Genomic DNA, 18,685 nt, shown 5'->3' with positions numbered 1-18,685 from the left:
GGTATTGAAATCATTCAATATGTTTGTAACAGAGGGTGTAAAATGCCCATTTTGGCGTTTTCCGACCTGAAGAAATCATTTATTTACAATGAGTTGGTCTGTTACAGCGGGGCGTTACGCCCTGTGTGAGATCCCTGCGGTGCCCGTTTGGCGCCTCTCGACGGCCCTTCGGTTTCCGATCCGGCGATCCATAGTGGGCATTCTTGGGTTATCCACATAAAGTGCGGGGCTGTTGGCTATGCAGGCCCACAAGGTTGCCCTAGTTTCCTTTGAAAAGAGGACAGTTTATGCGCAGCACACCGATCCAAATTGCTCAGACCATCAATGCAGACCCTTCGGTCTACATGCCCCCAGAGAGGCCCGCGCAAAAGGCGATGGCAGGCCAGCATGAGGGGGCGGCGGGAGCACGTTTTGACGTCGGCGGCTATATGATGGAATTTGGCCGGGCGGCGGCTGTGTATTATCACAAAGACACCCCGGCAGGAGAGTCGTCTCGCTTGGCAAAGTCGGGGGATGCTCTGCTGGACTACCTCAAGTCCTACGCTGCTCATGCCAATGAACCGCGCGAAGTCGGATGGTCCGATCCGCGGTATGCTTGGTCTTGGTATCCAGCAGTGGCGAATGATCCCAAAGGTCTGGCGCCTGTGCTTGCGCTGTTGGACATGCCAGGGGTGCGCTTTGTGTTCACTTGCCTTTATGCAGGGGCCGGCTTTGCAATGTCGGACAAGCTGGCGCGCCTGTTGTCGCCAGAAGAGCCTTTCGTGATCTTCTCTTCGGACCGCCAAGCCTACAATGTAATCCAGAATGCGCTTGAGCAACTGCGGGGCAAGGGGATCGATCTGGCGGCCTTCTTCAAAGAGATGGCGCAGCTGGCGCCGCTTGAACAGAAGAGGGCGTAGCGGCCCTTATGCCCGGAACGATTTCTGTAGGACGCATGGTGCGGCACGTTATTGCCCTTATGTCTGCGAATTTCCGCCATGTTTTGGGTAAACAATGAGCTCAGAAATCAGCCATTGGAGCCAAAAATGACACGGTACTGGAAAAGTGATCTCATCCTTATGATCGGATACAGCTCAATTGCCGCGGTGTTCGTAGTCGCCGCTCTTTAAGCTTGATGTGCGGACCAGGCCGGAGTGCGCGATCGGGAGCGCGAGACGCGGGCCGCGCGGGGCATACCCAAAAAGGCAGTCGTTATGATCCGGCTCGGTAAGTTCTATTTTGGATGGGCAAAGCCTGAGCGCGAGCTTCGGTATCTCCCGGAATTGATCATTTGCCACAATGAGAAACAAGCACAGCGTATCCGTCAGACGCTCGCGCCGGACGCCCCTGTCCGAGTGGTGACGCCGCATATCTCTCAGTTGAGAGGCAGGGTCTATGCCAAGGTTACGGTTTTGCCTGGCATTGATCTGGATCAGGACGTCGACGGCGCTGGCAGTTTGCGCAGTATTCTAGAGCACCGCCAGTTAATGTGGGGGGACCGGGCCATTCTGATCGTGCTGTGATCCAAGTTTTGGAAGTGCGCAGAGGGAGAGCTTAAGGGGCAAGAGCTACTGGCGGCTTGCAGCCTCGCGTCAATTGCCATCCCCGTCATGGCGAAAGTTGCCTATAGGTTCTCAGCATTGGCTCTAGAATGGTCTCAGGTGATTTAACATACTAAGTGTATATTGCGTCTCTTAGGCTTTCGTTCAGCCGCTCGATGCAACTATGGAAGGTGCAGGGTTTTTGAACGCTCTTTCTGAGGTAGGACAGTAAATTGGTGCAAGCAATTTGGTCCTGCGCGTGGGACAGTTGGCAGATTGGCATTGGCGATCCAGGCTGGGGCGGTTGGTTGATCGTGGCGCTTTACATAAGTGCGGGGCTGCTGTCTTTGCGGGTGGCCGTTGGGGCTGTCTTCCCGGAGCCTTCGAGAGGGCGGGAGCGGGCGTTCTGGGGGCTTTTGGGGCTGATCTTGCTGCTTTTGGCGGTCAACAAACAATTGGATTTACAGACTTTGCTGACCGATGCCGCCCGCTGCATAGCGCAGCTTCAAGGTTGGTATGAGGCCCGACGTCCGGTGCAGATCGGGTTCCTTCTGGCGGTTTTTGTATCGATCCTGATCCTCTTCGCGGCAGCCTCTATCAGCTTGCGCGGCACGATGCGCCGCAATGGTCTGGCGCTCACAGGTCTGGTTTTTGTGCTGGGGTTTGTGGGCATGCGGGCGGCAGGGTTCCATCACATGGATCGGCTGATCAATATGGAATTCCACGCTGTTCGGGTGAACTGGATTTTGGAGATGACGGGGCCTCTATTGATCTTGTTGGGCGGTGTCTTGATATTGCGCAAGTCCTAGCTGAAGGCAGCGACCTGCTGCAAAGCGGCTCAGTGGCGTCTTTTGTGGCTTGAAGCTAGGGCAGGGGTCACCGCCGACCCATCTTGAAGGCCGACCTTGAGTGTCAGGCCGCTTCAATTTCCGGCACCTGCACGTCGGCATTTCTGAGTTGCTGAGCCAAAATCTCTGTAAAGGGCAAAGTCGGGTTTGCTTCTGCGAGCATACCCACCTTTATCCAAAATTCAGCCTGTGCATTGATTGAACGGCACATGACCGCACTGGATTTGCGGAGTTCTTCGTGCAGGTCGTCCCCGATTTTTACAATGCCCATCGACGTCTCTCCAGTTTGGCGATATACGAAACGTATATGATTCGTATATACTGGTGGCGGCGCGAGGTCAATCTCACTGCTGTTGCGGCAGCGATAAATTTAGAGAGACCGTATTATGGATGGCTATATCGACGTGCCTGTTGCACCAAAGCCCCAAGGCGCATGCAGAACTGACAGTATTAAGCTTTATGGGCCTGACGCCTTCGAAGGGATGCGCCGCGTAGGGGCTTTGACTGCCAGATGTCTCGACGGCGTGTCTGATCTGATCTGCGCAGGCACTGCTTTGTCGCGGATCAATGCGTTTGTTCTTGATTTCGCGGCCACCCATGAAGCGATACCTGCAACACTGGGCTACGAGGGCTATGAATACGCTTGCTGCACGTCGGTCAACCACGTTGTTTGCCATGGCTTCCCGAATGAGAAAAAGCTGCGGGAAGGGGATATCGTGAATGTCGATGTTACGTTGATCCATGATGGGTGGTATGGCGATTCAAGTCGGATGTATGTGGTTGGAAAGCCCAAGCGTGCAGCCGAACGCCTCATCCAGATCGCCCATGAGGCGATGATGCAAGGTATCCGGGTCGTGCGCCCGGGCGCGCGCTTGGGGGATATTGGCCATGCCATTCAAACCTATGCGCATGCCGAGCGCTGTTCAGTTGTGCGCGACTTTTGCGGTCATGGCATAGGGCAAGTTTTCCACGACTCTCCCAATATTCTGAATTTCGGCAAAGCTGGGACCGGACCAGTGCTCAAACAGGGCATGATCTTCACCGTTGAACCGATGGTTAACCTCGGAGGCGTGGGGGTAAAAACGCTGCCCGACAATTGGACTGTCGTAACGCGGGACCGGTCTCTTTCAGCACAGTTCGAGCACTCGATTGGTGTTACATCCGATGGGTTTGAGATATTCACCCTGTCGCCTACCGGCCTTCATGCTCCGGGGGTTGAGCTTCCCCCAGTTTCTGGAGAGCTAAATAGTGTGATGTAGGGCACCCCGCTGCGGACCGACGCGCTACAGTGTGAGACCGGGGAGTGTGGGCACATGATGTGCCGAGCTTGCAAGCTGCTCAACATCCAAAGCGTCATCTTTATAAATATTCAGATACTGGGTGCCTTCAACTTTGGGCGTTTTGGGCGGCATCGGACCGAGCGACGCACCGGACAGGAATGTGATATGCACTATGTCGTCACCGTCTTTCGCATTCTGATGCGAAAGCATTGGATTGCCGACGTCGCAGGTAACTGGCTGCAACTCAAAAGTATGACGTGGTATTGACAGAGCATCTCTGGTCAAATGCTTGGCGATGGTTCCGCTTTTTTAAAATAGCACTAACTTCTGAGCATGAAAAATATAATCTCCCGAGGCATATCGAAAGCCTTTTTCCGTGCTCGGCCCCAGCGGTCTGAAACATCGAAGGCTGATCTGGTGGACGATACCGGCCTTCATATGCCGCGGGACCCCTTTAAAATCTTGTCGCATTGCCTGTCGATTGATCTGGAGGTCGATCCTAAAAATGCCCGGATATTCGCATTTGCCGCTGTGCCAGAAGGTGAAGGAGAGGGGGTTGTCCACCGGAAAGGTGATTTAAAGGCCGCGTTTAAGAAACTCGACCTATACTGCGTAGGCTTTACGCATGTCATTGGGCACAATATTTTGCGCCACGACTTGCCGCATCTTATGGCGGTATCACCGCGCTTTGCAAAGCATGCGGATGGGGCGATCGACACTCTGTGGCTGAACCCGTTGGCATTCCCGCGCAATCCCTATCACAGGCTGGTCAAACACTACCACGATGGGCGGCTCCAAAGTGGGCACATCAATGACCCTGAGTTCGACGCGCGTCTCGTGTTCACGGTTTTTCGCAACCAAATCGAGGCCTTCGTGTCGCTGAACGCGTCATCGCCGGAGACGATCATGGCCTATCACTGGCTGTGCTGCCGAGGTCCCGGTAGCGATGGGTTCGATCGGTTGTTCAGCGACGTGCGCGGGGCGCCTATTCCGACGGAGGCGGAAGCGCACAGGGCCATTCAGGGTTTGCTGCAAGGGGCGGCATGCGGCGCACAGGTGAATGATGTGCTGGCGAGGCTTTCAGACACAGATCTGGGCTGGCCGATGGCATATGCCCTTGCTTGGATTTCGGTCGCGGGTGGAGATTCTGTCATGCCCCCTTGGGTGCGGGCGCAGTTCCGTGATGCCGCACGCCTCGTTAGAGACTTAAGGGACACGAACTGCCGTGATCCGCATTGTGCCTATTGTGCAGAGCACAATGATCCCAACCGTGCCCTCGAACGTTGGTTTGGCTTTTCAAGTTTTCGCCCGGAACCCGCCGACGAGAACGGACGTCCGCTTCAGGAAAAGATCGTTGCCACGGCCATGGCAGGCGATCATCTGTTGGGCATATTGCCGACGGGTACGGGCAAATCCATCTGTTATCAGATCCCTGCGCTGTCCCGGTTCGACAAGACCGGTGCCCTGACAGTCGTCATTTCGCCCCTTGTCGCGCTGATGGCGGATCAGGTTCAGGGATTGGTGCGGGCGGGGATTTCCTCGGCGGTTACGATCAACGGCCTGTTGTCTTTGCCCGAGCGGCAAGATGCGCTTGATAAGGTTCGGCTTGGGGACGCCGCGATCTTGCTGATTTCGCCTGAACAGTTGCGCAGCACATCAGTTCGGTCGGTGCTGGCGCAGCGCGAGGTGGGGCTGTGGGTGCTGGACGAAGCGCACTGTGTATCTAAGTGGGGTCACGATTTCCGACCCGACTATCGGTACGTTTCGCGGTTTATTAAGGAGAGCTCCAACGGCGAGACGGCCGCGGTGCTCTGCTTAACTGCGACGGCAAAGCCGGACGTGGTGCAGGACATTCGCCGTCATTTTCAAGAACGGTTGGGGGCAGAGTTGATATTGATCGACGGTGGCGCCTCGCGTTCGAATTTGAGCTTCAAGGTACTGCCGACGCAACGGTCGACCAAGATGGCCGATATCTTTGACACGATCGAGGCCCAGCTGCCGCATGAGGGCGTCTCGGGGGCGGTTGTCTATTGTGCGACCCGCAATGCCACCGAGCGTGTGGCGGCGTTCTTAAAACAACAAGGCATTGCGGCCGAGCGGTATCATGCGGGTCTTAGTGCTGATGACAAGCGTGAGATCCAAGAGAGCTTTCGCGTCGGGCATTTGCGCGTGATCGCGGCAACCAATGCTTTCGGCATGGGCGTAGACAAGCCGGACATTCGGTTGGTGGTTCACGGGGATGTGCCAGGGTCACTGGAAAACTATCTTCAAGAGGCGGGGCGCGCGGGACGAGACCGTGAGCCTGCAGCCTGCGTTCTTTTGTTTAATACCGAAGACGTTGATCGTCAGTTCAGTCTCAGTGCACGGTCGCGACTGGCGCGGCATGAAATTGGCGCGATTTTGAAGGCGCTTCGGCGCCTTGATGTTCGGACTGGAAAGGGCGGCGAAATCGTAGCCACGCCCGGCGAGATCGTTCATGAGGAGAAAGAGCGGGATTTCCAGCGGGACAGCAATACCGACGATACACGGGTTAAGACGGCAGTCGCCTGGTTGGAAGAGGCGCAGCTACTGAACCGTGAAGAAAATCGCGTGCAGGTGTTTCCCGCATCGCTTCGGGTAAAGAACATGCAAGAAGTCCGTGCCATTCTTGCGTCTGCTGAGCTTACCGAGCAGCGGCGTAAGCACCTAACGGCCATTGTGCAGCATATCATCAACGCCCCACAGGAAGAGGGCATTACCACGGATGAGCTTTGCGGGATTAGTGGTCTAACGATGATGGGCGTGCGCAAGGCCTTAGTGGATCTCGAAGCCTTGGGCATTGCAAAGGATGATACGAACATCACAATCTTCGTACATGTTCGTGTCGAGAATGCCTCGCCGAAACGGTTTGAAGCGTCATCTCGTTTAGAGGCTGACCTGATTGCGATCCTCCGGGAGCAAGCGCCAGATGCGGATGCCGAAGAGGTTTGGCCTTGTCATTTGGCTTCTGTAGCGCAGGCCTTGCGAGAGCGAGGACATGCTTCTGTGCGACCTGATATTGTCGAAAGCCAGCTCCGAGGGATTGCGCAGGACGGTCGCGATATGGATGGGGGTAGAGGTAATATTAGCCTTCGCAAGGTTACCAAGGGCAGTCTTATGGTGCGAATGCAAAGATCATGGGCGGTAATTGAGCAAACCGCACAGATCCGCAGGCAAGCAGCAGAGCGGTTGCTTTCATACTTAATTGATAAAGTTCCGACCGGCCTGCGCGGGAAAGATGTGCCGGTTGAGACCACGCTTGGTGACCTTCTTTCAGCGATAAACAGCGACGCGTTATTGCGAGCGTCGGTCAATGATCCTTCCAAGCTGATGGACCGGGCGCTTTTGTGGCTGCACGAACAGCAAGCCGTGACTTTGGGCAAGGGATTATCTGTGTTTCGCTCCGCCATGACGTTGCACATCAATCCGAAAGGCGGCGGTTTTACGACCCAGCATTTCGCCCCCCTTGAAGACCATTACAGCGAACAAACGGTTCAGACCCACGTAATGGCGGCTTATGCGAGGAAGGGTATCAATGATATTAAACTGGCCCAGCAACTAGCGCGTGACTATTTCGAGATGGAACAGGCTGCCTTCATGAAAGCTTGGATGCCGGGGAAGGTTTCAGAGTTTAGACGGCAGGCAACCCCCCAGTCTTTTGCCGAGATCGTCGGCAATCTGAACAACTCGACACAAGAGCAGATCGTGCGGGATGACCGCGAGCAAACCAATGTGCTTGTACTTGCGGGCCCGGGCTCAGGCAAGACACGCGTGCTTGTCCACCGTGTCGCCTATCTGGCCAGGATTAAGCGGGAGGACCCAAACGGTATTCTGGTGCTCGCTTACAATCGTCACGCTGCTGCCGAGATCCGCGAGCGTTTGCATCGACTGATCGGCGACGATGCGCGCTTTGTGACTGTTTTGACCATCCACGCTTTAGCTATGCGGCTGATGGGCGCAAGTTTCGTTGGACGGGCAGGGCACGAAGAGCCCGATTTTGCAACGCTTCTGACAGATGCAGCACGCCTCTTGCGTGGGGACGGGCTGGACAAAGCCGAGGCTGAGGCCCTGCGAGAGACCTTAATCCAAGGGTTCCGCTGGATTCTTGTGGACGAATATCAAGACGTGGGTCCTGAAGAATATGCTTTGATCGCAGCCGTGGCTGGCCGCAGCATTGATGATCCTGATCAACGGATCAGCCTCTTCGCTGTCGGTGATGATGATCAGAATATTTACGCATTTGCAGGTGCCTCGGTGCGCCACATTCGCCAGTTTGAACAAGACTATTCAGCCAAGGCGGTCTTTCTGACTGACAATTACCGATCCTCTAAAAACATCATAAGCGCTGCCAATGCTGTGATCGAAGGCTCTCAGGAGCGTATGAAAACAGAGCATAAGATCACCGTTGATCCATTGCGACAGAAGGACCCTGCCGGCGGGATCATGCAAACCCTCGACCCGGTGGCGCAGGGGCGTGTTCAAATTCTTGGCTGCCCACCTGGGAATGATTTTCAGGCTCTTGCAGCCATCAGCGAGTTGATCCGCCTTTCAACGTTGATCCCGGATTGGAGCTGGAAAGGGGCTGCGATCATTTCTCGTGATTGGCGCAGACTTCTCCCGGTCCGTGACTTCGCCGAGGCACATGGCATTCCGGTTGAAATGGCAAATGAAAACCTGCCAAGCTTGTGGCGTACCCGTGAGATGCAGGTATTTATCGGCTGTTTGCGCGAAACGCACGCGACGAGGGTTGGCGTAAGTGACCTCACCAAGATTTTGAACACGATACCTACAAGTCGTTGGACAGACCGGATTGGCGAGGGGCTTGGCCAACTTGCGCGTGAAGTCGACGGTAAAGTGCTTCCAACGCCTGATGTTATTGAATGGTTTGCTGAATGGTCCAAGGAGACATGGGGCGAGCAGCGTGGTCTGAAATTGTTAACAGCACACCGTGCCAAAGGTCTCGAATTTGACGATGTCGTGATCATGGATGGCGGCTGGGAGCGCCCCTCGCGAAACGAAGATCAAGACGCGCCGAGACGGTTGTTTTATGTCGCCATGACCCGTGCGCGGCGTAATTTGATCGTTATGAGCAATGACAATCATGAATATCTTCCAACTGTGTCGCCTTCTGTAGTTACGCGACATGTGGTGCCTGATTTGGCGTCAATACCCGGCCCACGTCGCTTCTTTCAATCACCTGAAATGAAGATGGTCGATCTGTCATTCGCAGGGCGTCAGGGGGATCGGCATGTTGTTCACAACGCGATCGCCCAAGCACAGGTTGGCGCGCCGATCGGGCTCTCCATGGTTGGAGACCGTTGGCAGATTGAGGATGCTCAAGGGCGGGTCTTAGGGCGGATGTCAAAAGCATTTGCGCCGCCGATCGGCACGAAATTTGTCACCGGTGAGATCGCGGCCATCATACATTGGCGCAAAGAAGATGCCGGTGAGCATTTCCAGCACCTGCTGAAACGTGCGAGTTGGGAGGTCGTTGTGCCTGAACTGATTTTTGAGGAAACCAAAGAGGTCTAAAGGGCTTCAGGACGAGATCAGGGCGGCAAGTAGACATTTAGGATATACCGAGCTTATCAACGTGTCCGAGAAGGGTGTCGTGATACCTGTCCTATTCACGCATCTTCTTTGCTGCCAAAATCTTTATGAACTTCGCCCCCACTGCGGCAAAGCTGCGCGCCGAGCGTTCGTTTTTATGCGGTACACCGGCGCTCCTCTCCGCGCGCGTTGGAAGAGGAAACGGTTTCTTTGTCCGGGCGCGCGATCGCGCCCTTTGCGGGCTGTTCTCCATCCGAGAACCTATGTGGGTTTGATCTGGGTTTACCCGTTCATGTTGTCCAAGAATTGGCTGCTTGCGCCTTCTATATAAGAGCTTGGAGCGACGGGGGGTCTTTCAAAGGGTTCGCTTTGAGCTGCCTTCTGTCCGGAATTCTTCCTGACCAATGCCGGACCGCAGTGCCGCTAGGAACCGCGCGTGCTGCGCGCTGATCGGGCCTATCTGGCGAAGCCTTGGCCTCAAGTTATCCACATGTCTTAGGCCTGCGGACCAGCCTTCTTCTTTGGATCAGTTTTACCAGAACATAGTCTTTGAGACATGCCGACGATCAAGGCCCCCCGGCTGGGCCCAATGAGAGAGTACCGCCATGTCGCCCCTTAACAAAGCCAGCAGGTCTGAGCAGCTGAAGGTCAATGTATCTTCGGCAGAGAAAGAGGCCCTGATGCAAAAGGCGGCCGCCGCCGGTCGGAGCCTGTCGGATTACCTAAGGCATGTAGGGCTTGGCGCGAGAGCAGGGGTCTCGGCGGTGCAGGTCCTGCAGATGGTCGGGCTGCTCGAAGAAGCCTTGGCCCTGTTGGAGCAGATCGCGCAGCAGCAGGCACCCGCACAGGGGGACGGTTTGGTGATCTTGGCGCGCTTGCAACGGATCGAGCAGCTTCTTGTCATGTTGGCCCCGGTTCCCTTTGTTGCCCGGACATCCGCATGTTGATCGGGTGGTCGCCTCACCAAGCTTCTGCAAACTTGCATCAGCCCAGTGCCTATTTGCTTGACAGTAAGGTCTTGAAGGCCGTTGGAAAGACCCGGGTTTTGGAGGTCAGAGAGCCTGCTCCTGAACTTCTGCTGGGTCAGCCCAGCATCGTACAGAGCGCGATTTCCGCCCTGCGGTTCGAGAAGAAATACCGCGTGGCGACCCTGTCCTTTGCGGCCTCGGATATTGACGTCGAAGCTTTCAACGCGGGAGCGCACTCTGCGCGCGACCCAGTGGCGGGAGCTATCGATCTGTTCTTGGAGATGGCCTTTGCCGGAGTGCCTGAGCCAAACCGACCGCCGGTTTTTGCGGGCACCCATACGCATACCGGGCGTTTGGAAATCAACATCGCGATGCCGCGTTTTGTCTGGACGCTCGCCGGAGAGCTGCGCAGCTATAATCCGTATCCGCCGATGAAGGGCAGCCAAAATGCGTGGGATGCGTTGGGCGATTTCCTGACCAAGACTTTTGACTGGGAAAACCCTCGATCGCCCGACAACGCGCGCGCGGTTGCAGGACCGGACTGGCTGGAGAAACGGGTGGCGGCCGCGCTGCGCTATAATGTGAAGTTCACCACGGCAACGCCAAAGCTCTTCATGTTGCAGGGCGCCAAGAGGATCGCAGCCTCCCGCCAAGGCCGGGACCGGGCGGGGTTCTTGCCTTTGATGACAAAGGTGGCGGCCGCGGTGAATTATCACCCCGAGCCGAGGCCGGGGGGCGCCCTCGCTTTGGTCTCAGAAACAGACCCGCATCCGCTTGTGTTGCACGGTACATGCCTAGGGACAGGTACCGCAGCGGAGAGAGCTTTGCTCCGGCCTTATCCGAAAAGGACCCTGTCGGAGTATTGGCACCGCCGCGCGGCTTGGAATGCCTCCCGCTACGCAAAAGATGCTTGGACCCTGACGGAGCCCAACTGGCAAGAACGGGTCCAGACGCCGCAGCTCGCCTTGCCTTCATGCCACCCCGCTGCGCCCAGACCCGTGCAAGTGCCGCAGCGCTTTGCCACCGTCGCGCGCCGTTTCGCGGCGGAGCTGCGCCGGCTGCGTGAACACTTGGCGCGGACCACAGCCCACGCGCTGATCGGGGCCTGTCTTGCCACCTTTAACCGACGGGCTTTACGCCGCATCACAACCCGACTGGAGACCCTCTCTTATGACCACAACCCCTCACACCACGGTACCCTCGGAGGTCTTGATGAAAGACCTTTGCAATCTTCTTCAGCAGGTGCTGGGCCAGCACGCCGAGCGGGAGGTGGCCGGGGAGATCACGGCCCTGGTCTCGGAGATGAGCGGCATTCGCCACGAGATGGAGCGGCACAGCCGCGCCCTCGAAGTGGCAGCCCTGGCGCTCAAAGAGAGCGCATCTGCGACAAGGCAGGAGCTGCAGGCGATCTCCCGGGATATCGCTTGGATCAGGGCGCAGCTCTCTCAGGATGCCTTCGCGCCATAGATATGATCCGGGCGCTGCGGGGCGCGGCACAGAGCGTCTCTGCGCAGCGCAACATCGCGATCGGCATGGCCCATGAAGGAATCTTCAATGTGGCCGGGCCGAATTGGGAGATCGCCTTTGCGCGAACCGGAGAGATCACTGGGATAGGGGACCTTTCTCAGGAAGGCTATGAAACCTTCCTGCACGCGGTCTGTGATCGGCTGCAGATCTCACCGGGCGCACTGCAGCCCCGAGAAGAGAGTGACACGGCCTTTTCGCCAAGCTTATGAATGCCTGGTGATCTTTACGCTAGAAGCTGCGCCGGAGCGGGTACGATGCATTAGGAGGCTTTGTTCTGCGATCATCACTGAAGTCTGCAAGAAGCATTATCTGAGGAAAAGATTACAATGGCCGACGTATTCTACGCAAAGGAATGGAGCCGCTACAAGACATGGCTGCAATTGAATTCTTGCTATCTGAGCGTGTTATTGGTCAGTATTAACAATATTATGTGAATGACCGTTTGTTGAGTTGTGCGATTGTCCCGCTGGCTAAGATCCCCCGTATCTGAGGGCTGGATTGTGGCGGCCCAGCAAAGCCTTATTTTTTGAGAAGGTTCTAATCCCATGCGTGACACCGGCCGCCGCTATGCTTTGATCTCTCCTTGTCGTAACGAAGCAGCGTTCATCGAACGCACTTTAGACAGTGTGATTGCGCAGTCTGAGCGTCCTGCCCAGTGGATCATTGTGGACGACGGTTCCACGGATGGGACGGGGGACATTCTTGCAGGTTATGCGGCGCAGCACGATTGGATCAGGGTTGTCGCAAAACCGGATCGGGGGCACCGGGCCGTGGGGCCGGGGGTTATTGAGGCTTTCTATGCGGGCCTCGCGGCGCTGCGGTTGGAGGATTATGATTTTCTCTGCAAGCTTGATGTCGATCTTGATCTGCCGCCGCGGTATTTTGAGATTTTAATGGACCGGATGCAGGCGAACCCGCGTTTGGGCAGCGCCAGCGGCAAGCCTTATTATCGCGGTAAGGGAGGCGCTTGGGTCAGTGAAAAATGCGGCGACGAGATGTCCGTGGGGATGACAAAGTTCTACCGGACAAGCTGCTTTGAAGACATTGGCGGGTTTGTTTCGGAAGTCATGTGGGACGGGATCGATTGCCACAAGGCGCGCCAGCGCGGATGGGTGGTGCGCAGCTGGGATGAGCCTGATTTACAATTTCACCACCTGCGGCCGATGGGTTCGAGCGAGCACAACATTCTGACGGGCCGGGCCCGGCATGGGTTTGGGCAACACTTCATGGGGTCTGATCCGCTCTATTTTGCGGCCACGGCGCTGTTTCGGATGACGCGGCCGCCCTATGTCGTGGGGGGCGCTGCTATGCTTTATGGATATGCACGGGCCTGGTGGACAGGGGCGCGCCAGTTGGATGATCCCGCGCTGCGCGATTTTATCCGTGCGTATCAACGCCAAGCGCTGCGGCAGGGTAAATCAAAGACGATCGCGGCAATCGAAGCACGGCAAGAACCACACTGGGGTGTGCAACTGCAGACCGCGGCGGAAAAATAACAAAGAGATGAGGCGCACGCAGGTATGTGTGGATTAGCAGGCTTTCTCGGCCCCGCGAATGCTGAGGGCGAACGCCGGTTGGCGGCCATGATAGAGCGCCTCGTCCACCGCGGGCCCGATTCAAGCGGGCTATGGGTAGATGCCGCCGCCGGTATTGGGCTGGGGCATGCCAGGTTGTCGATCGTCGATTTGTCCCCGGCGGGGCATCAACCGATGGCGTCTAAGTCCGGGCGTTATGTCCTCGTGTTCAATGGGGAGGTCTACAACCATCTGGACCTGCGCGTGGCGCTTGAGCAAAGCGGCCGTGCGCCGGGTTGGCGAGGTCATTCTGACACGGAGACCCTGATTGCAGGATTTGATGCCTGGGGGGTGGCTGCCACGGTCTCGCGCGCCATTGGTATGTTTGCCTTTGCCGTTTGGGACCGCGAGACACGCAAGCTTGTCTTGGGCCGGGACCGCATGGGAGAGAAGCCGCTTTATTATGGCTGGCAAGGGCAGGGGTCTCACAGAACCTTCCTCTTCGGCTCAGAGCTGCGCGCGCTGCAAGCCCATCCTTCCTGTGGGGCCGAGATTGACCGAAACGCGGTCGCGCAGTTTATGCGCTATGGGCATGTCAGCGGCGCGCCCGCGATCTACGCTGGGCTCTCTCGTCTGACGCCTGGGTGTTTGGCGCAAGTGTCTCTTGATTCCCCCGAAGTTGCGGTGACGCCTTACTGGTCGGCCGTTGAGGCGGCACAGCAGCCGAAACGAGAAGAAGACCCCCGCGAGACGATTGATGCGTTGGATGCGCTTTTGCGCGATGCTGTCAGCCGCCAGATGCTGGCCGATGTCCCGCTCGGGGCTTTCTTGTCTGGCGGAATTGATTCATCTCTCATCGTGGGGCTCATGCAGGCGCAGTCAGAGCGGCCCATTCAAACCTTCACGATGGGGTTCCGCGAGCCACGCTATAATGAGGCCGCGTTTGCCGCGCGTGTGGCGGCACATCTGGGCACCGAACATACGGAGCTTTACGTCGAGGATGCGACCCTGCGAGACGTCGTGCCAACGCTGCCTGACATTTATGATGAGCCTTTCGCAGATGCCTCGCAAATCCCCACCTTTTTGGTCTCCAAGCTTGCCAAAGGCCGTATCAAGGTCGCTCTGTCGGGGGATGGCGGGGATGAGTTGTTTTGCGGCTATGACCGCTACCGGCAAGGGGCTGGGTTGATGCAGCGTTTGGAAGGCGTGCCAAAACCGCTGCGCGGGGTGGCGGCGGAGGCCGCGCGGGCGGTGCCTGTGGGGGTATGGGATAAGATGCTGGCACCGCTGCGCAAGGTGGCTGTAGGGAAAGAGCCAAACGGGCAGTGGATGCACCGTATGGCGGATTATGCGACAAGCGGATCAATTGAAGAGCTGCACCACAAGCTGGTGTCGCGCTGGCGCTGGCCCGAGGAAGCTGTCAATTACGGGCGCGAGCCGCAGAGTGTCTTGGCAGGCCTGGCACCGCCGCGCCGAGGTGAAAGCGATGCTGAGCGCATGATGCTGTTGGACCAGCTGACCTATCTCCCTGATGGGATACTGACCAAGGTAGACCGCGCGGCGATGCATGTGTCTTTGGAAACCCGAGCGCCGCTTTTAGACCATCGGGTGGTCGCGTTTGCCGGTAGCCTGCCGCTGGAGATGAAGCTGCGAGGGGCCACCTCAAAATGGGCGCTGCGCCAGGTTCTCTATCGCTATGTTCCAGCAGAGTTGATTGAGCGGCCTAAGATGGGGTTTGAGGTCCCGGTAGGGGTGTGGCTGCGCGGACCGCTGCGGGAGTGGGCGGAAGACCTGCTCGCGCCGCACCATGTGAGAGAGAGCGGGCTTCTGGATGCTTTACTGGTGGGGCAGATGTGGCAAGAACATCTTTCCGGGCGTTTTAATTGGGGCTTGCAGTTGTGGAACGTCCTGATGCTCTTGTCTTGGCAACGACGGCATTGCGCACCGGCTCGGGCAGTCGGCACGAGCAGCTAAAAGCATTAACGCCGCTCTAATCACGGCTGTGTGGGGGGCGCGCAAGAAGGCTCAGATATACCAGATGCCGTCATCGACGGCTGCGGCCACTTTGGCGATGTTTTCTTGTGAATCCGAGAAGTGTTGCAGCATCACAGATCGGCTTAGGCCATTCTCTTGCTGGTCCTGCCAGAAATCAAAGCCTGGTTGATCCGGGTCGCGGTCGAGAATGTTATTATACAGCAGCGTCAGGAAGGCGTCGTTGTCGACATTTGCCGCGCCGCCATATTTGGTCTCGAACTCTTCGGAGCGAATGAAGTGGCCGGCCATTTCCTCATGGGTGACAGTGCCCGTATCAAAATGTCGGAGCCAGAATCCAAGGCCTTCAGGATCAGGGGCGCGATCAAAGGCCGCTTGATAGAGCCTATAGGTGGTCCCGGCATTCCCATCCGTGTCGAAGGCAAGATAGCCGTCCTCAAACTGTAGCCGTTCGACGTTTTTCAGCTCCTGCGTGAGGCCCGTGTCAGAAGCATAAACTTCAATATTAAGAGTGTTATCATCCGTAACGCTGTAATGGCTTACAGCGCCCTCAAAGCGGACGGTATCTAGGCCGGCCTGCCCATCGATGACACTTGCAGCTTTTGAGGCCACCAAGAGATCGTCTTGCGCGGTGCCCCACATTCTCGCGCCATACATGAGTTGCGCGCCTTCGATATCATGCAGGGTCAGATCGGGCTGGGATTTGAGGATCGGATACATGATGGTGTCGGGGTCATCGGTATGCAGCAAGCCCATGGTGTGGCCGATCTCATGCAGGGCTGTGGTGTAGAGGTTCAGGGCTGAGCCGGGGGCTGTTTTGCTTGTCGACCAGTTTTCTGCCAGATCAAACCGAATCTCTGCCTCGGTTACGCTGTAGAGCGTCGAGGTTGTCCGGCTGTAGTAGGACTGCGCCGTGCCGATCACGCCGTAGGCCCCGTCAATATTGTCCCAGCCGAGGCGCAGGTCGCTTTGCACGCTGTCGGGAACTTCGACAAAATCGATATTGGCGATGTCTTCCCAAGCCTGGAAAGCATCGCGGATCAGCGCTTGGTAGAGCGGGTTTGATATGTCACGCGCGAAGGCAGATCCGAGGCTTAGGGTGGCAAAACTCCAAGTGACGGTGCCGCCCGAATGCCCCTTCTCCCCAACGCCCCATTTGTAGTCGGCCAAAGTATAACTCATGTCGCAGGGTCTTTCTGTATGCAGCGCATTGGGTCGTTCTCATGGGGGAGACACAGGGCCATGAGAGGGCCCTTGTGTGCGAGCGAAGCCACCGGAGCTGCTTTGCCGCGAATTGGGGGGCTAGGTAGCCGGGTACAGGTGTTGAGGCAAGGGAGCGAAGCAGGCTTCGAGACCTGACCACGGGTGGTGGCGCAATGTCGCCGAAGGAGGGGCCAGAAATGTTGAAGGAGGGTGTGACGGCAAAGCAGCGTCCTCATGCGGGTCATCTACCAAAATATTGAAAATTTGATGTGTCATCACGGGGGCGCGGAAGTGTTCGTTTTGTGTGCTCGTAGGGTACTTCCATGTACGGGGTGGAAGTACAGCTGCGCGAGACCTATCATTGATTTTTCGGCCAATAGGCTGACATCTATTTCCAACTTGCGCGTCCAAAGGATGTTTTGATGACCCATATTGTTCACCCGATCCTATTGGCTGGCGGTTCGGGCACCCGGCTTTGGCCGCTGTCGCGCAAAAGCTACCCAAAGCAATTTGCAAAATTGATGGGTGAGCACAGCCTGTTTCAGGCGTCGGCCAAACGGTTGGCGGGGGCAGGTTTTGCGGCCCCGGTGATCCTGACCGGCGCGGATTATCGATTTGTGGTGACAGAACAGCTGGCCGCGATGGAAATCGCGCCTGCTGGCATTCTCATTGAGCCCGATGGGCGCAACACCGCACCGGCGATTCTCGCGGCCGCCCTGGAGCTTGCCGCCCGCGCGCCCGAAGCCTTGATGCTGGTGGCCCCCTCAGATCATGTGATCCCTGATGCGGCAGGTTTTCGCGCGGCGGTGCAGGCTGCAACATCTGCGGCCTTTGAAGGCCAGCTGGTGACCTTCGGCATCCGTCCTGATCGGGCCGAGACTGGCTATGGCTGGCTGGAGATGAGCCAAGCGCCTGCGGCTGATTTTGCCGCTGAGCCGCAGCCCCTTAAAGGTTTTGTGGAAAAGCCCGACAGCGCCACGGCAGAAGCGTTGCTCCAAGGCGGGCAGCATTTGTGGAATGCGGGAATTTTCCTCTTCTCGGTCCAGGCGATCATTGCAGCCTTCGAGGCGCATGACCCCGAGATGCTGGCTTTGGTGCGCGCCTCCGTGGACCAGGCCGAACAAGATCTTGGCTTCACCCGGCTGGCGCCCGAACCTTGGAGCCAGGTCGAGGATATCTCCATCGACTATGCCGTGATGGAGAAAGCTGAAAACCTCAGCGTTGTCCCCTATGGGGGGGCTTGGTCGGATTTGGGTGGCTGGGATGCTGTCTGGCGTGAGACCGGTCCGGATGAGGCGGGCGTGGTGGTCTCGGATTGCGCCACGGCCATCGATTGTCAGGACACAATGCTGCGCGCTGAAGACCCACGCCAGCAATTGGTTGGCATCGGGCTGCAGGACATCATTGCAGTGGCCATGCCCGACGCGGTGCTGGTGGCGCATAAAGACCGCGCGCAGGATGTAAAAAAAGCGGTTGCGGCTCTTAAAGCCAAAGGAGCCTCTCAAGCGGATACACTCCCGAAGGATTTCCGCCCGTGGGGTTGGTTTGAATCTCTTGTGTCGGGGTCACGGTTCCAGGTGAAGCGGATCACGGTGCATCCTGGGGCTGCACTCAGTCTGCAGAGCCATCATCACCGCTCAGAGCATTGGATCGTCGTTGAAGGCACGGCCAAGGTGACGATCGGCGAAGAAGTGAAGCTCGTGAGTGAGAACCAATCTGTCTATATCCCTCTGGGGGCCACACACCGGATGGAGAACCCCGGGAAGGTGCCAATGGTGCTCATTGAAGTGCAAACCGGCAGCTACCTCGGCGAAGATGACATCATCCGATATGAAGATGTCTATGCCCGAGGGCAGGGCGCGAAGGGGTGACAGCCAGAAGAGAAGCACATGCTCCGCTGTTGGCGGGTAAATACAGTTCTCGCGGCCTCAGGAAATCGTCTTAAAAATAAGTTCCTCGGCCAATTTTCGCATAGCGCGCCAAATGCGACGCGGCGGGCAGGAAACGACCTTTGTGGAATTGCTGTTCAGCGCGATATTTGTGCCAGGTTCGACATGGTGTCGACCTTTGCAAACGCGAGTAACGATAGATGGCTACTGCACCTAAAACCCAGCCTAAGAAAAGCCCGGCTAAACCTGGCGACAAGCCACAGCAGAAGTAAGCTCCATTTACGAAACGACATCTGCCGCCTCCGACTGGGGGCGGCAATTTTGTTAAGGGCCGACGCTCTACCGTTTGGCCAATCTGGGTCGGTAGCGGTTCCAC

The 18,685-nt window shown here is 57.1% G+C and carries 12 protein-coding genes; 10 read left to right on the top strand and 2 right to left on the bottom strand.

From position 1 onward, the window contains the following. Positions 1-287 precede the first annotated feature (287 nt). The 3 genes from J3456_RS17875 (at position 288) to J3456_RS17865 (ending at position 2,329) form a co-directional block, all read left to right on the top strand. Positions 288-899 carry a hypothetical protein gene (locus J3456_RS17875; RefSeq protein ID WP_349581578.1) on the top strand — a complete coding sequence of 204 codons (612 nt, stop codon included), beginning with the start codon at positions 288-290 and terminating at the stop codon, positions 897-899. 294 nt (positions 900-1,193) lie between these two features. Next, complete coding sequence (locus tag J3456_RS17870) at positions 1,194-1,502, top strand: hypothetical protein (protein ID WP_349581577.1); 309 nt, start codon at positions 1,194-1,196, stop codon at positions 1,500-1,502. Positions 1,503-1,753: 251 nt separating this feature from the next. Further along, positions 1,754-2,329 carry an isopropylmalate isomerase gene (locus J3456_RS17865; protein WP_349581576.1) on the top strand — a complete coding sequence of 192 codons (576 nt, stop codon included), beginning with the start codon at positions 1,754-1,756 and terminating at the stop codon, positions 2,327-2,329. Positions 2,330-2,432: 103 nt separating this feature from the next. Here J3456_RS17865 and J3456_RS17860 read toward each other — a convergent pair whose 3' ends face one another. Beyond that, positions 2,433-2,639, bottom strand: a complete 207-nt coding sequence (locus tag J3456_RS17860; RefSeq protein WP_349581575.1) for a ParD-like family protein — start codon at positions 2,637-2,639, stop codon at positions 2,433-2,435. Positions 2,640-2,754: 115 nt separating this feature from the next. Between J3456_RS17860 and map the strand changes: the two genes are divergently transcribed. The 6 genes from map to asnB all read left to right on the top strand — a co-directional run bounded on the left by map (position 2,755) and on the right by asnB (position 15,199). After that, positions 2,755-3,627, top strand: a complete 873-nt coding sequence (map, locus tag J3456_RS17855; protein WP_349581574.1) for a type I methionyl aminopeptidase — start codon at positions 2,755-2,757, stop codon at positions 3,625-3,627. A gap of 459 nt (positions 3,628-4,086) precedes the next feature. Beyond that, on the top strand, positions 4,087-9,198 hold the full coding sequence (locus J3456_RS17850) for a RecQ family ATP-dependent DNA helicase (RefSeq protein WP_349581579.1): 5,112 nt from the start codon (positions 4,087-4,089) through the stop codon (positions 9,196-9,198). A 623-nt stretch (positions 9,199-9,821) separates the two neighbouring features. Beyond that, the gene (locus J3456_RS17845) at positions 9,822-10,163 is read left to right on the top strand and encodes a plasmid mobilization protein (RefSeq protein ID WP_349581573.1); all 342 of its coding nucleotides are present in this window, start codon (positions 9,822-9,824) and stop codon (positions 10,161-10,163) included. Then, positions 10,157-11,920, top strand: coding sequence for a hypothetical protein (locus J3456_RS17840; RefSeq protein WP_349581572.1), 1,764 nt, complete (start codon positions 10,157-10,159; stop codon positions 11,918-11,920). The genes J3456_RS17845 and J3456_RS17840 overlap by 7 nt, the downstream gene beginning before the upstream one ends. 336 nt (positions 11,921-12,256) lie before the next feature. After that, entirely contained in the window at positions 12,257-13,207 is a 951-nt protein-coding gene (locus J3456_RS17835) for a glycosyltransferase family 2 protein (RefSeq protein WP_349581570.1), read from the top strand. Between the two features lie 24 nt (positions 13,208-13,231). Next, positions 13,232-15,199 (top strand): asparagine synthase (glutamine-hydrolyzing), encoded by a 1,968-nt coding sequence (gene asnB, locus J3456_RS17830; protein ID WP_349581569.1) that lies wholly within the window; start codon positions 13,232-13,234, stop codon positions 15,197-15,199. Between the two features lie 51 nt (positions 15,200-15,250). Here the strand turns inward: asnB and J3456_RS17825 are convergent, their stop codons facing one another. Further along, positions 15,251-16,399, bottom strand: a complete 1,149-nt coding sequence (locus J3456_RS17825; protein ID WP_349581568.1) for a DUF4214 domain-containing protein — start codon at positions 16,397-16,399, stop codon at positions 15,251-15,253. Positions 16,400-16,842: 443 nt separating this feature from the next. Between J3456_RS17825 and J3456_RS17820 the strand changes: the two genes are divergently transcribed. After that, on the top strand, positions 16,843-18,291 hold the full coding sequence (locus J3456_RS17820; RefSeq protein WP_349581567.1) for a mannose-1-phosphate guanylyltransferase/mannose-6-phosphate isomerase: 1,449 nt from the start codon (positions 16,843-16,845) through the stop codon (positions 18,289-18,291). Positions 18,292-18,685 lie beyond the last annotated feature (394 nt).

Source organism: Sulfitobacter sp. NFXS29, assembly GCF_040148765.1.
Classification (GTDB): domain Bacteria; phylum Pseudomonadota; class Alphaproteobacteria; order Rhodobacterales; family Rhodobacteraceae; genus Sulfitobacter.
The sequence above is the reverse complement of the archived record's forward strand: the minus strand, read 5'-3'. Positions and strand labels throughout refer to the sequence as shown.